Annotated in this window: 6 protein-coding genes; 1 reads left to right on the top strand and 5 read right to left on the bottom strand. The window is 36.3% G+C overall.

All coding sequences use genetic code 11. The annotated features are described in order from the left end of the window. Positions 1–174 precede the first annotated feature (174 nt). Positions 175–1,902 carry a sodium:solute symporter family transporter gene (locus DDF69_RS00515; protein ID WP_114819059.1) on the bottom strand — a complete coding sequence of 576 codons (1,728 nt, stop codon included), beginning with the start codon at positions 1,900–1,902 and terminating at the stop codon, positions 175–177. Between the two features lie 245 nt (positions 1,903–2,147). Between DDF69_RS00515 and DDF69_RS00510 the strand changes: the two genes are divergently transcribed. Then, entirely contained in the window at positions 2,148–3,146 is a 999-nt protein-coding gene (locus tag DDF69_RS00510; protein ID WP_114819058.1) for a GntR family transcriptional regulator, read from the top strand. Between the two features lie 65 nt (positions 3,147–3,211). Here DDF69_RS00510 and DDF69_RS00505 read toward each other — a convergent pair whose 3' ends face one another. From DDF69_RS00505 to DDF69_RS00490, 4 genes are all read right to left on the bottom strand, one after another. After that, a complete protein-coding gene (locus DDF69_RS00505; RefSeq protein WP_114819057.1) occupies positions 3,212–7,024 on the bottom strand; it encodes a TIM-barrel domain-containing protein in 3,813 nt (1,270 codons plus the stop codon). A gap of 318 nt (positions 7,025–7,342) precedes the next feature. Further along, the gene (locus DDF69_RS00500; RefSeq protein WP_114819056.1) at positions 7,343–11,410 is read right to left on the bottom strand and encodes a LamG-like jellyroll fold domain-containing protein; all 4,068 of its coding nucleotides are present in this window, start codon (positions 11,408–11,410) and stop codon (positions 7,343–7,345) included. A gap of 55 nt (positions 11,411–11,465) precedes the next feature. Further along, positions 11,466–13,118 (bottom strand): RagB/SusD family nutrient uptake outer membrane protein, encoded by a 1,653-nt coding sequence (locus DDF69_RS00495; RefSeq protein WP_114819055.1) that lies wholly within the window; start codon positions 13,116–13,118, stop codon positions 11,466–11,468. 19 nt (positions 13,119–13,137) lie between these two features. Then, positions 13,138–16,008 (bottom strand): SusC/RagA family TonB-linked outer membrane protein, encoded by a 2,871-nt coding sequence (locus DDF69_RS00490; RefSeq protein ID WP_114819054.1) that lies wholly within the window; start codon positions 16,006–16,008, stop codon positions 13,138–13,140. Between the last annotated feature and the right edge of the window lie 723 nt (positions 16,009–16,731).

The raw sequence follows: 16,731 nt of genomic DNA, 5'->3' as shown, positions 1-16,731 counted from the left end.
AATTTATAAATTTACCGGACGTTGACGTAGTGGTTACCACCGGTTTTTGCAGCTTTACCACCAGTTAAAAAAAATATTGAAAGATGATGGAAATAATTCCAGATCCGGTTGTCATCCAATACCGGCAAATTGTAAATTCTATTGAACCTGCACTTTCCCGCCAACTGCTAAAAATTACCAAAAACGAGCATAAATAGCAGTCAGAAGCAAAACAATAAGGACGATCAGGAATAATGTTCTATTGTCCACATTGAACATCTTTTTGTCTGTAACAAAAGCTTTTGGATTTACTTTTGGCCCTAAAACACTTAAGAGTACCATTACCACTACAGTAATGAAAAAGGACCAACCCATATTGATCAGGAAAGGAATTTCTGTAATGGTTTTTACCACACCATTTTCCAACTTTTCATAAGTAAATGCTGTATACATCCATGTTTCTTTTCCAAATAGCTCAACTGCAAAACTGTTAAAGAATACAGATAATAAGAAGCCGAGAATAACTCCAGCTATCGCAGCTGTTCCGGTAGTTCTTTTCCAAAACATCCCTAAAATAAACATCGCAAATACACCGGGACTAATAAAACCGGTATATTTTTGTATAAATGTGAAACCGCCTTCTCCACCGATTCCCAAAATATCTGTCCAGGTAAATACCAAAGCAATAAGCATCGCCACTATAATGGCGCAACGTCCTGTTCTTACCATTTGTATTTCTGAGGTGTTTGTTTTTATATATTTTTTATAAATATCTAAAGTAAAAATGGTGGATATACTGTTTACTTTTCCGGCAAGAGATGCTACTATTGCAGCCGTTAAAGCAGCCACAGCAAGACCTTTAAGACCAGATGGCAGCAACCCCAGGATGGCAGAATAAGCACTGTCTTTTTCCCCATTAAAATTGGACAAATGACCTTTTGTATAGAGTACGTAAGCCGCGATCCCGGGAAGTACAACAATTACAGGCATAAAAAGTTTTAAAAATCCTGCAAATAAAATTCCCGTTCTTGCTGTTTTTAAGTCTGCTCCTAATGCTCTTTGGGTAATGTATTGGTTGCATCCCCAATAATTAAGTTGTACAATCCATTGCCCAGCAAAATACATTGCTAAACCTGGCAAAGCTATATATTTCCGAACTTCTAAATTTTCTGGCATTGGTAAACAAGTGGTGGTAATTTGTGGTTTACTCAGAATGAGGTTGAAATGTCCCGGAGCTTCTTTCAAAAGGGTATTTAAACCCGTTAAAGCATTTCCAGCAGCAACACCATTAATTCTTTGATCCACAACCTGTAGTGCCATATAAACTGTAGCAAAGCCACCAATAATAAGAACGGCCACCTGGATAACATCCGTGTAGCCAATGACTTTCATTCCACCTAATCCAATAATCAAAGCCATTAGTAAAAGTGCAATCATAATGATATGCAGATGCCCTCCACCGAGCAATGAATCTATAGCTACAGCTCCTAAATAAAGAATGGAAGTAAGATTAACAATTACATATAAAAACAGCCAAAAGACAGCCATAATAAGAGAAACAGCCTTATTATACCGTGTTTCCAAAAACTGAGGCATCGTATAAATCTTATTTTTGAGATAAATAGGAATAAACCATACTGCAATAATTATAAGTGCAATGGCAGCCAGCCATTCGTAGGCGGCTACCGCTACTCCTGTGAAAAAGCCTTCGCCGCTCATCCCAATAAATTGTTCTGCGGAAATGTTAGATGCAATCAAACTCGCTCCGATTGCCCACCATGTAAGCGAGCCTTCTGCGAGAAAATAATCTTTAATTCCTGTAGTTTTGGATTTTTTTCGTTTGTATATCCATAGGCCATATGCTGTTACAACAAAAAAATAAATCAGAAATGTAGCAAAATCAAGTATCGATAGTTTTCCCACGCTTAAAAATTTTTATAGTAAGTTTATCATATATTTCTATACCTTTTCAGCAATTTCATGCACTATAAAGTATTCAATAGTTCAGCAATCCTATTGTATCATTTAGAATAAAATTTAAAATTTTAAACCGAAACCATACAAAAGAAAGCCATACACTGCCAAATGTATAAATTTGGAAAACACTTCCATACTTGATCCTACCAGTTTTTGTATATTTACTACTAGTTAAAAAAACCGGCAATAGTATGAAGCTTATTAAAATAATCCCCGATTCAGTTATTCCTAAATACCAACAGATTATAAATTCCATTGAACAAGCTCTTGCCCAACAACTTTTAAAAAAAAATGACAAACTGCCTTCTATCAATAAAGTGTGTATGGAATTCGGGGTTTCCAGAGACACTGTCCTGTATGCCTACGAAATGCTAAAAAAGAAAGGAATAGTAAATGCTATTTTGGGTAAAGGATACTATATAAAAAGTACTGATTGGAACTTTGAAGAGCGCATCTTTTTACTGTTTGATGAACTGAATGCTTTTAAGGAAAACCTTTATTATTCATTTTTGGAGGAGATACAGCAAAGAGCGAATGTACATGTATTTTTCCACTATTTTAATATTGATGTCTTCAAGAAATTAATAGAAGAAAACAACGGGAACTACACAAAATATATCATTATGCCCGGGAATATGAATGATACAGCTCCCATTATTAAGATGCTTCCCAAGAAGGATGTTTATATATTGGATCAAACCAATTTATTTTTAAGGGAATATTCATCGGTACATCAGAATTTCGCAAAGGACATGTACAGTGGGTTATTAAAGGCGAAAACGATGCTTGAAGCCTATCAAAGATTAATTCTTATTTTCCCGGGACAAAAAGAGCCTGTAGGTATGGTAGAAGGATTTACCAGTTTTTGTGAGCAGTATAAAATGAAGCATAAGGTTATCTGTAATTTCATTGATGAAGAAATACTGAATGGAGATGTATTTATTATTCCGGATGACAAGCATCTGGTCAACGTCATTAAACAATCTAAAAAGCAGAAGCTAAAGATCAGAAAGGATTTCGGAATTATTTCCTACAACGAAACGCCCCTTAAAGGTATTGTAGAAAATGGCATTACGACGATTTCTACGGATTTTTGGCAAATGGGAAAGATTTTAGCAGAAATGGTTCTTAATACCAAAGAAGGAAGAATTGAAAATGCTTCTAATTTAATCATAAGGAACTCGCTGTAATTATTTTTAAACAAAGGCTCAGATTATACAATCCGAGCCTTTATTTTTAGCTTTAAACTTCGTCATTAAAAATCAATAGAATTCAATGTTTTATCAACCAGTAATCCCTTCGTTGCTTTTATATTAAATGATCCGCTTCGTTTTGCTTTAAATTTAATGATGAACAAATCCGTTGTGCCTTCTAAAGGATGTTTTTGTCCTACATTAACGAGTGTAGGATATAGTACCTTCTCTTTATTGGTGTGCAGTCTGTCATAGGTCAGGTTTTCCATTTGTTCAATATGTACTGGGGTAATGCCTATATATTCCAGTTCCTGCTGGTCATATGGAATAGCAAAACTTAATGCATTTACAGATTGCAAGTTATTCCCTTTTACTACTACTTCAACAATATCATTTTTAGCATATTGTTGTTTTGAAGCAGAAATTGAAATGCTGCCCTGCAGTGGTTTCACTTCTTCATTGTTTACTCCTCCATCTATTTTTATAGCGACATTGGAGATGTCCAATGCATCGATAAAACCATTTTTATTAATATCTCCTTTACTGATATATCCTTCAAAATCAGAGTCACCTTTTCTCAACCCTGTATAATTCATATATGAAATAAAGTCATTCCTGTCAATTTTCTGATCATTATTAATATCTCCGGGAAGTAAACTGGTGGAACCCGGCACTTTAAATATGTATAATTCATTTCCGGTAGCAAAGTTTCTGAAGGCACTGCTGACTTCAATTTTAATGAATCTTGTGGCAGGATGTGCAGCAAAATCTAAAGATTTAGGTTTGTTATTTTTATCCCAGACAAAAGAGCCAAGCTCTGTCCAGTCTTTTTTATTATCACTATACGCAATTTTACCTTTCATCCATATTCCGTTGTAACCGCTGCTTCTAGGAATATATTCTAATTTACTTATTGTATTAACAGAGCCTAAATCCAAAATCATTTCAAAAGGAACCTTGCTGTTTTCATAATCGGAATGCCAGCCTGTACTCACTTCCTGATCAAAAAGGTTTTCTATCTCTTCTCCTTCCTGGCTTGGAATAGTGGCGGTGGCTTTTATTCCTTTAATTGCAAATTCGTAAGGATTTTTATTGGTGTGGGATGAAAAAGAAACCCAATCAGAAGTATTGGTTTTATTGACAGCTCTTACTTTGAAATCATATTTTGTTTCAGGAGCTAATCCTTCAAACAGGAAAGAATTATCTTTTATATTACTGTAAACCATATTTTTATGCAGTATTTCGTAGTAATCTGCATTAGGTATTGTATTCCAGGATGGCAATATGGAATTGGCGGTGTTTGTATTTTCTGAAGTGACAGGTTTTAAAGCTTCTGCCAATGCCCCGGAATTATTTTTCAATTGATTAGAACTAATAAATTGGTAGTCTTTAATGACAAGCTCTACTTTGTTTTTGCTGATATCGGTAATTTCTGTTTTTACCCAAAGTTGAGGGTTTCGGGTAATTGAAACCTTTGAAAATCCGGAATCTTTTGTAGAGAAATTATTGAATTCCGGTTGGCTGTTATAAAAAAAGACGTTTGCTCCTTTGTTGAATTCATCTAATGTATTTACTGCTTTCAGATTTACATTTTTACCTCCAACAGAAAGTTTTACACCGGATGGCTTTTGAGTAACGTTAACTCTGAATTCTGTCATTTTTTCTTTTTCAAAACCTTTAAAGTTACCTTGAGCAGGAGAAATACTTATGACAGCTGTATTTTTCACTACATTGCTTTCTATAAGCGTATATACAGATTCATTTTTCTTATAATTTTCGGTAATACCATCGTCATCATATTCTGTAAAACTGGATTTTTCTGAAGGATACACTTCATAAATCCTTAATTTTTTATTGATTTCATGAACATTATTATTAGCATTTACCATGGGAATAATAGCACCTGGCTTCACAAATAAAGGAAGCTTCCAAATGGGAGCATCGAAATGATTTAAGATAATTCCCCCTTCATACGTTTGTCCTGTGAAGTAATCAATCCAGTTTCCTTTAGGGAGGTAAATATTATTTCTGATATCATTCCCTTCTTTATCCGTTTTTGTGGCTTGATATATGGGAGCTACTAAAAAATAGGGACCATAGAGATACTGATACTGAGTAGATTTTCCGAGGGTATAATCATTAGCCTGCTGCAAAAACATTGCTCTGATGATTGGCAATCCGTCTACAGCTTCTTTAGCCACACTATAAGCATAAGGAAGTAAGCTCGACTTTAATTTTAAATAGTTTCTGTTGATAGAAGTAACCGGCTCACCTAAAGCATGCGGATACTTTTCATTGGCTCCCCAGCCATCCATATTCAGCTGCATGGGAGTAAAGGTTTTCCATTGGAAATCTCTGGTATTGACAACCGGGTTTTGCCCGCCAAAAATACCATCCATATCCGAAGTAATATTAGGCTGGCCAGACAAGCCTGAACCTATGTACGTAGGAATATGAAATCTGATGTATTCCCACTCTCCCCCTGTTTGGTCCCCTGTCCAGATACCTGCATATCGCTGTGAACCTGCCCATCCGTCCAGTGAAATGATAAAAGGCCGGCTTCCGTTACCATATCGTGGCATTATCTGAGCGACATCTGAAATACCATTCAAGCCGAATGAATAGCCATTACCTACCCAGGCTACATCGGTTTTTAACACTCTTACCCCGGCATCCTGCACTTCTTTTATAATATCTCTCTGCAAAAGAGCAGCGACTCCCTCTTTAGGATGTAAATCTGATTGTGTCCACAATCCTATTTCTACTCCATTTTTTCTGGCATAATCTCCAAATGATTTTAAATTGGCGATGTTGCCTTCCAACGTTTCTGTTTGTCCGTAGCCAGCACCATAACCATCATTTGGCAATATCCATCCTAAAGGCATATCCGTATTTTTATACCGGTCTATCACTGCTCTTGCAGAAAACTGATAATTGTTTTTTTCGCCGTTTAATGATTCTTTAACTCCGCCATTATCTTTTTGGCTCTCTTTATATTTTTTTCCGTCTTCAAATGGTATCCCTTTGTCATCCTGCTTCCAGTAATCTCTGTTGTACGCATTAAGGTGTCCTTCATAAAAACCAAATTTGGGTAAGAGCACAGGGTTTCCTGTTAGCTGGTAAAAATCATTCAACAAAGATTTGGGGGTATCATCTACCATAAAGAAAACGTCCAGATAATCGGTCTCATGAGCCAGCTTCACTTCATTTTTATTTTGTTTACCAAAATCATAGTATCCTTTTTTGAAAGTATGCCACATACAACCATATCCGTTTGTAGACCAATAATAAGGATTGGGAGATGCTACACCACCATCAGTCCAGTTATTCTGATTTACAATAAAAATAGTGTTTCCTTTATGAGAGAATCTCCCATTCTGTACGCCGCCCCCATAGAAATATTCATCTTTTCCCTGAGATAATGTCAGCACGACTTCTTTAGAATTAAATTCTATGGGAGCCATAAAGGAAAATACTTCTTTATGAAGATTCAGATCAAATACTTTAAATAAAGAGGTTGCTTTTTCAATTTCTATTTTAGTTTTAGCCGTAGAAACAGAAACAGTCTGTGATGAATTACTGACCGCAATTTCTTTTACTTTTTTTCTGGGCTGATCTGCCAGAATCTGAGCGGGAGGTGATGCTTCCGGGTTTCTCATTTCTCCGCCTTTGGGATCTAAAAATAATCTAAAAAGATTTTCTCCGTAAAAATCTATTAATAATTTTTTGTTGTCAGAAAACAAGACTTCTACAGAAGTTTCTCCTTTCTTAGAAACATTTTCAATTTTTTGAGCCTGAGTTCTTCCGGTGAAGAAAACAAGAAAAGAACTCAGGAGTAAAATTTTTTGATTTTTTGAATTTAAAACGGTATTCATGTACCTTGGTTTTTATATATTAATTTATATTGTATACTACTGTAAGAACGTGAGATCAATATTAGAGATAAAACAACTGTATCATCTTTTGTGATCGCAGGACTTTCAAAAATATAGATCATTTATTCACTACTTTATTTAATAAGCTGACTCTGTTTATTTCAGAAATATAGCTCATACAATAGGTCTGCTCAATTTACTGCTTAATTTTAATTCATCGGTTGGTGGAGAAATAAAATTCAGTTTCTGTCTGTAAATTGTGACGTCTGGTCATATAAAATTCCCACATCAAAAGTGTGGGAATTTATCAATTCAAATTTATTTAATAATGAATTTTTCGATATACTTATCTGATTGTTTAATAAATAATGCCGTGTAAGTTCCCTGAGGAAGGTTAAGCAATATATTTTCATCAGCTTTTAAATTGAATTTCTCAGCAATTTTTCTTCCTGAAGCATCATAAATGATCAGATGAGAACTTATCCATTTTTCTGGTAAACGTATAGAAATAGGAGTACCATGTAATATGGGATTGGAAACGATCTGGGGATGAGCAACCTTGGATTTTACAGGATTAAGAGCTGATAACACAGGTGAATTAACGGTTAGTATAAACTGACTGAAAGAGTTAACGTTAAGCCCGTTATTAAAGGTTACTTTTGTATTAAGCCCACTTCCTGAAACAGTATCTGCATTGTCAATACTGCTTCCCCAGCTATTTCCGAAATCATTACTTCCTCTTTTGAAAAGATGGTAAGAAGATGCTGAAGGATAATTAGCAAAATCAGCATTCTTATAAAAAGACAGTGAGGTAAGCGGAGCAAATGTTTGGTTAGCACCATAATTATTAACAATAGAATAAAAGCCAAAGTTCGTATTACTATCAGGCAGCTGATCAGGATTTATACTGCCTCTCGACACCCAAACATCACCATTAGGATAGGTTCCCGGAGCAAATTCCATAGATATTCCTGCGTTGGTAAAATCTTTTAACCCGGAAGAATTGATATTAATCTTCTCGCTTACTCCATGAAAAACAGGAACATTAGATAATAATCTTGTATACCCGCTGCCCTTATATGAGGCTGCAGTATTAGAGTTATTTTTATTGATCGTAATATTACCCACTGATTCATTAAACTGAAGATAATATACTAAACCGTTCAGTATAGGGCTTCCTGCTGTGCTTTTTGTAAGATGTCTCCATTGTCTGACCTCATCTATTGATAAAGCTCTGTTCCATATAGCCACTTCATCCATTTCCAATTTGGTGAACCTATTAGAAAAACCTCTTCCATAACTTCCTAAAAATAAAGTATTAACAATTTCTGAAGGCAATGCTGTACTGTTCACACTTTCTTTTCCATTAACATATATTTTTACGTTGATCCCATTGCTTACCAATGCTACATGTGTCCATTGATTTGGAGGAGCCTGCAAACCTGAAGACCACGACCACCCCGGGTGAAAACCTATGGTATTATTTCCACCGTTAAAATTCATTCCAAACGCACTCGTATCACCCTGAGACATAAAAATACCACTATAATCCGTCTGTACTCCATCCGGTTTAATCCAGCAGGAGAAGGTAAATGAGTTTTTGTTAATATTCAGATCATTGATTTCCACGTAATCTTTATTACTGTCACCGGTAAGTTTTATACTGTTTCCAGGGATACCATCGGGCTGGCTTGATCCACACTGATTATTGACTTCAATAAAATTATTTAATGTTTGTGTACTGGTACCATACTGATCTGTTACCGTTAATGTTACAGAATACAATCCATTCGGCGCATTTTTATAAGATACTATCGGATTTTCCAATGAAGACGTTGAAGGAGTTCCACCAGGGAAGCTCCATTGCCATGTTGCGACGGCATTACGGACTACTGAATAATCTTTAAACTGTACATTTTCTGTTACCGGACAATATATTTTGCTTTTATCAGCTGAAATCAGAGCACTAGGCGGGCTTATTTCATACAAAGTGTGTTCAAAGGCTCCTCTGGAAGTTCCTATTTTTAACTTATTTTCGTTATAATTAATAAACATAAAGCGTATATCACACATAGGAAGACCATTACCCAGCATCGTCCAATTGTTCATATTGTTATTTCTATAAAATACGCCAGCTTTATTACCTACGTATACTCCGCCATTAGAACCTCTTTGAAATATAATTTTAGTAAGAGGAGATGAGGTTAATACAGAAGAAGTAAGGTTCAGCCAGGTGGATCCGCCATCACTGGATTTTAAAATCTTACAGTCTTGCTGAACTCCACTGTAAGTAACCCAAATTTCATTAGGATTATTATCTCCGATAGCAATATCTGATATATTTTTGGGACCTAATGTGATGGTTGTATCGGGTGTTATATCTGTCCAGGTAACTCCCTGATCTGTAGTTTTCCAAAGCTTATTACTGGTAATACCTTCTACAACAATCATTATATTTGGATTCTTGGCAGAAATTTTTTCTCTGAAAACCTGTTTAGTAAAAGTCTTAATAATAGAAATACTGTTTCCGTTATCTTCGGTTTTGATAAGAGAGTTTTTCCAAGTTGCGAGATTAGGATTTCCATTCGGATATTGACCTGCATGATGGGTAATAATGCTGTAATATTTATTAGGATGAAATTCTATAGAATTGAAATAATCATAGATTCCTCCCAAATCTAAAAAATTAGGTTCTTCTACCAAAGTATGAACACCGGTTCTGAAATAACGATAATTACTATATCCCTGGCTGTAAATATAACGGTCATCCAAAGGATTTACATCTGTGTTCCCCTGATCTGCACCTGTACCGTTATACCATGTAAACCCATTTCCACTTTCTTTGATCATAGCAGGGCCATGGTTATTTCCTGACGCTACCAGATTACTTTTAAATGCACTGCCAAATCCCCACAATTCATGATTACTGATACTATTGGTTTTTGTTGTTAAAGTATTTCCCAAATCATTAGAATCTGTCATTTCCCCATCACTTCCTACGACTAACTTTCCGTTGACAAAATCAATGGCCCTGATATCGGAATGCGTAGTTCCTGATGCTAGTGAAAATGAAGCACCATTGTTGGTAGAAATATGTATTTTTTGATTTCCATAGCCTCCGTAGGCTATTTTATTTTCATCTTTACGGTCCATCTGAATATCTCCGTGGTGTAGTAACGGATCATGATTATACACATCTCCAATGCCGGAAACCATATTGATTCTGGTAAGCTCTACATTTCCTGTTAATTTATTGAATTTGTATAATTGAACTGCATTATGACCATAAGCACTTGAACCAGTACCTGCCGCTACGTAGAATGAAGTCGTATTATTAACAGGTAAAAAAACTTTCGTCCACCCAATGATCTGGCCATTTGCGGAAGTATCCAATGTGGTTGAATTCAACTGGGAAAAACTTGATCCCTGATCCACAGACTTATAAACTTTGAAAACATTAGTATTGGAAGTACTGGCAAAATAAACAGAATTACTGTCATTGGGATCCCATTCCAAACATTCGCTGTGTATGGATGAGTCCCATATTGAATAATTAGGAAGCCCAGTATAAACCTCATTCCAGGAATTCCCGCCATCAGTTGTACGATATAGCGATGTTCCCCAACGAACAACCACAATATCAGGATTCACAGGCGAAACGGCAATATCATATGCTTTACCGGGATAGTTAGCAGCGGTCATACCGGTTGAAAGCCAGTTAAGTCCTCCATCGGTAGATTTAATGAGCTGACTGTCGCTTAATGCATACACAATTTGCGGATTGGCAATGCAGACATCTACGTCATTATATTTAGAATCCGGAAAACCGTTATCTACCAGATTCCAGACTGATCCCCCATCGGTTGTACGCCATAAGCCACCGGTTACAAAAGATACAAATATCTTCTGAGGATCAGTAGGATCAATTTTATTCAGATATACATACCCTCCATGGTTTCCCTTACCTGAGTAAGATGTACTGGCACTGTTTAAAGGACCAATCATAGACCAGCTTCCCACCTGGGTCTGCGTAGTTATTAACGGGCTGTTGCTGGTTTTTGAATGGCTTATCAACAAAGGTTCCGGAACTACTTTTCCGTTTTCATCCAGATAAAACAGTTTGGTTCTGAGCCAGTCTTCACCGAGGCTTCGCGGCTTACTTTTTTCCCACCTGTGTTTTCCAAAATACTTGTCAAAATTTGCTTTGATTTTAAAATAGTCTGCATAATCTTTCATATCTGAGAACCAGGACATCGACTTATGTTTAATTTCATACTCAATATCTTCATCATCATCTTCTTCCCGTACGGCATTCTTTGATGAAAAATCCTGGCCTCTGGAGATTGCTGATATCAATAATATCAGAAAAAATAATTTGTTTTTCATACGTGTTTATTTAATTAATTGACAGTTGAATACTACTGATCTTTGTAATCTATATTTAGTATCCTTTTGCTGCCTGAGCTTCTTTTAATTTCGGATTTAAGTCCACGGCAGTCTGAGGGTAAGGGAATCTGTAAAATTTGTCATTCCACACTCTTGTTGCGACCTGTGTATTGGTGATATCATACACTGTTTTCATCACATCGGGTGCAATTTTCCATCTTCTGATATCGTAGAATCTTTGCCCTTCATTGGCTAACTCTATTCTTCGTTCATTTCTGATAATATCTCTCAAAGTCTCCTTTGTTTGTGTTCTGCTGACTACGGTCATACCTACTCTGCTTCTTATTTTGTCTAATGCATCATAAATGGAGGAATCTGGCCCGTACAATTCATTTTTTGCTTCAGCATAAGTAAGCAGTACCTCTGCAAACCGAATCAGCATAAAATTGTTACTTGCATTTAAGTTTTCATCTAATGATCCGTAATCTGCCATTTTTTTATAGTTATAGCCAATTTTTGATGTATTGTTTCCTCCTTTCCCCCATGTGAACAGGTTGCCTGTTCCGAAACCTTTCAGATAAGACCATGGGCCATTAGGATGCATAATACTTGCATACAATCGTGTGTCTCTGTTTTTGAACTCGTCCAGGTAGGCATTATTTGGGTTTCCATCATTATAATTTGCAGCCCTTGCAGCAGCAGAAGGGGGGATAAATGCGGTTCCATCTTTTTTCCAATAGGCATTCACCATATCGATTGTAGGAGTGATAGAGCTCCATCCGCTCTCTTCATTGGGCAATAGAAGAAGCGTCATGTAGTTGCTGTGTATTCCTTTTGAATCCGGTACATACTGAGCTTCTAAAATTGATTCTATACTACCTTCATTTTTAGCCCAGAATAATGCCTGATAATTACTTAAACCTTTATAAAAATTATCTCTATCTGTGGTAGAAGTAAAAGTAACGAAGCTGTCATAGTCTGTACTTGTGTCTACTGAAGACGTATTGAAAAGTCCGTAAGTTCCGGAATTCATTACCAGTTGAGCTGCTTCATAAGCTTCTTTATATTTTCCTGTATATAGATATACTCTTGCCTTAAATGCCAATACAGCTCCTTTTGTTATTCTACCTTTATCCTGACCGGAAGTATAGATAGCCGGTAAATCGTTTTCTATGGCATTTAATTCACCGGTTACAAAATCATCAATTGCGGCTTCAGAGACAGGTGTAAGAGAGGCGCCATCCAATTCGCCTGATTTCTGCACTAACGGAAGAGCTCCGAAGCGCTGAGATAAATCAAAATAATTAAAAGCTCTTATAAATCTTGCTTCTGCGATATATCTTTTAGCAAGATCTTTGTCCATTGGAATTTGATCAATATGCTCTAAAAAGGTATTTACACTTCTGATTGCAGTAAAGTCATATCCGAAATCTGTAGAAGGAAGTATATTTCCTGCAGATGCATCTACTGCCATTGTCTCCCAGGGATATTGAGCATATGAATTATCTGTGTAACAATCATTATATAAACTTAGGTAAGCTGCACCGGACAAGTATTTATAAATGCCATTCAGCGCCATGGTAGCGTCTTTTTCAGTTTTCCAGAATGTATCTTCGGATATTTTATCTTCCGGAAACCTGTCTAAATTACATGAACCAATAATTATAGTTAAGATCACTGACAGTAATATAAATTTTATTCTTTTCATTTTGATATTTCATATTAAGTTAAAAGGCTGCATTTATACCAAACGATATGGTTTTTAAGTTCGGGTATGAGGAACGTGCACTGGGCATTTCAGGATCGAAGTCTTTTACTCTTTTGTCACCTCTCAGCGTAAAGTAATTTTCTAAATTCGTATATATTCTGATTTTTTTCAACCCTATGCGGCTGATTACTTCCTGAGGAAGGGAATATCCCAATGTGACAGACTTGATCCTGAAGTAGCTGGCATCAAAAAGCCAGAAATCTGAAGTAACCCCTATATTCTGAGTTCCTCCTCCAGAAGGCAGTATCCTATGGTACAAAGCATCAGGATTGGGGTTTTCAGGAGTCCATCTGTTATCTAAAACATATTGTTTTACCCCTGCACCGTTGAAAAATGCCTGAGAGGATTCTTTATCAAGATATACCTGAACATTGGCTACCCCTTGCCCTACCACGCTGAGATCAAAATTTTTATATCTGCCACCTATGCTCAGACCATAGGTAAAACTGGGAACATCATTTCCAATTACTGTTCTATCGTTCTCATTAACGACGCCGTCTCCATTAATATCTACATACTTTATATCGCCAGGCTGAGAGGCACTGTATAATCTGGGATAATTATTATTAATATCCTCCTGGGTTAAGAGACCCGCAGTTTTATACCCGTAGAAATCACCAATTGGACCTCCTACCTGTGTGATCCAATAATCATTGTACAAAGGTTTGTTATTGATAAGTGAAAGAATATTATTCTGGTTTTTAGCAAAATTGGCATTGATGTAAAAGCCACCATTTTCAAAATTCTTATTATATCCCACAGTAACTTCTACCCCTTTATTTTCTACATTGCCTGCATTAATTGGCGGCGCCTGGTTTGGGGCCACACCTGTCTCGTATTCTAACTGATTGCTCATTAAAGCCCCTTTTGTAAGACGGTTATAAAAATCTACTGAGAAAGTGAAGGTATTATTGAATAAAGATCCGTCCAGGCCTATATTTTTGGTAACAATTTTTTCCCAGCCTATATCTGAAAAGCCCAGTTTGCCAGGTAACACTGCTCCTACTATAGCATTCCCCAGAACTGAAGAATCATTATCCATATAGGTCTGGCTGTCATAATAACCAATAGTATTGATAGAGCCAGCGGCTCCATAAGACCCTCTCAATTTCAGGGTATTGATAAAATTCAGGTTTTTAATAAAATTTTCTTTATCCAACCTCCAGGAAGCCATAAATGCTGGAAAATAGCCCCACCTGTTTTCTTTAGCAAAACGCGAAGATGCATCTGCTCTTATAATACCTTCTAAAAAATATTTTTCCTGATAATTATAATTGATGCGGGCGAAAGCAGACTGGAAAGCATATTGCTGTGTATTAGAATTCAATTCATCCAAGGTTCCATCCAGCGTACTGAGAGCACCTAAAGAATGCAATCCATCTTTGGGTATATTGGATTTTTTGCCATATATCGATCTTGCGGTATAGTCTTCATAAGAAGTTCCTCCCAAAATTTTAAAATAATGTGATGAGATATTTTTTTCATAACTCACCAGAACCTGGGTATTAAGTAATTCATCGGAATTCCAGGACTCAGAATAATTGTTAATAGCTCTCGCTGTTGCACTAATAGGAGCTTTAGTTAAAAAATTATATACAGGATTTAATGTATTTACGAAAGAACCTGTGCGGTAATTCCAGTTTGAATAACTGATCTGAGCATCTATATTGAAGCCTTTTGCAGGAGCGTAGCTGGCGGATAACGCCCCCATAAATTTTTGATCATTTGACCTGAAATCTCCACCTTCAGTATTATTTCTCACAGGATTGGTATTGGCAAATGTATTATCTACTTTGCCCGCATTAACGGATCCCCACCATCCATTGGATTGTTTAAGTGCCATGGTAGGAGACATTCTGGCCAATTCTATCGTATTAATACCACCACCCTGGTCAGTGATCATTTGTTTGATGAACGATATATTAGAATTTACTGTAAGTTTATCACTTAATCTGGCGGAGGTATTTGTTCTGAAAGAATAACGATCCATTCCCTTCGTAGGGGATAGAGACTCCTGTTTCAAATACCCTAAACTTGCAAAATAACGAACTTTATCTCCACCTGATACATTCACCTCATTATTAAGAACATTGGCCATTTTTCTATAAGTTGATTTATACCAGTCTGTGTTAGGATATCTGTCCGGATCTGTACCTGCAGCTGTAAGATCTATTTGCTCTTGCTTGTACTGGGAAAAAAGACCAACATTATGATCAGCATTGAAATAGGCTTCATTTTTTAATTTCATGTATCCAACAGCATCTACATATTCTGGCAAATAAGTAGGGGTCTGATAGGCATTATACATATTGTAACTTATACTCATCTTACCTCCGCCGCCTTTTTTGGTCTCGACAAGAATGACCCCATAGCCAGCTCTTGTACCATAGATGGCTGCCGCAGCATCTTTTAATATGCTTATATTTTCCACATCAGCCGGACTTATCCTGGAAAAATCTGCAGCACTGGAGAGAATACCATCGATAATATAAAGTGGTGAATTACCGGCAACACTTCTCCCTCTTACATTTAAATCAGGTACAGAACCTACATCTCCTAATTTAGACTTAATTGTAACCCCGGGCAAGGCTCCTTGTATACTGGCTGTTAAGCTTGTTGTAGGGCGGTCCTGCAGTATTTTTTTATCCACAGAAACTATAGATCCGGAAACAGTTCCTTTTTTCTGTTTTCCGTATCCTACTAAAACAACTTCTTCCACATTTTTCACTTTCTTCACGGTGTCCGAAGGCTTGCTTTTCGTTTCCTGGGCATGAACAAGTGTTATTGATGACATCAGGACTGCACTCAAAATAATCTTTTTTTTCTTCATATTTTTCTAAAGTTTTTATTGGAATATCATTTTATCTAAGAGTAGTTGCATTCGTACTCATCTTTCTTATTAGTTTCCTTGCCTGAGTGGGAACCGGCTATTACTTAAAAGTTAACTATTTGTTACTCAAATGTATATTTTTACCGTACACATCCATACTGGTAACCACCAGTTTTTGTCCTTTTACCACCAGTTTGAAAATTATTCCAATATGCCTTTGAGTCCACAACTGATTGATTGTGGTTGGCAGACTTTACATTTTCTGGTTTTCTTTTTAAAGAAAAAAGATTTATTTATTTTGTTGATTTCTGCATGGGAAGAGCGTTTGAATTTTATTTTTCATCTATTACAATTAAATATGGAGTTTTTTTAAAGATTAATAAATATCTTCATTAAGCACGTTTTAGACCTACTCGTGAAAGAAGAAGAACTGTGCATCAGCAGAAGAGGTTTTCCAAAACCATCATTAACTGCTTCAACAAAATCTACAGCAAGGTGTACCTCAATCAGATTGATAGATTTGTATTGATGAAGAATTACTTCCTGCCAAAGTATGGAATAGAATGCAAAGAATTTCGGTTACAATTACCCAACAACTTGCCCAACAGACGGAAATTTCTGCATTATATTCCATATATATGGGCATAACTCCTCCTATACCTTTAGGAAGTAGATTTCTTTAGCAGTGTCTGCTGCATCTACAAGAACATTGGGTTTCTACCC

This window comes from Chryseobacterium sp. KLBC 52 (assembly GCF_003347605.1).
Classification (GTDB): Bacteria; Bacteroidota; Bacteroidia; order Flavobacteriales; family Weeksellaceae; genus Chryseobacterium.
This window is presented reverse-complemented; position numbering and strand designations above follow the sequence as displayed.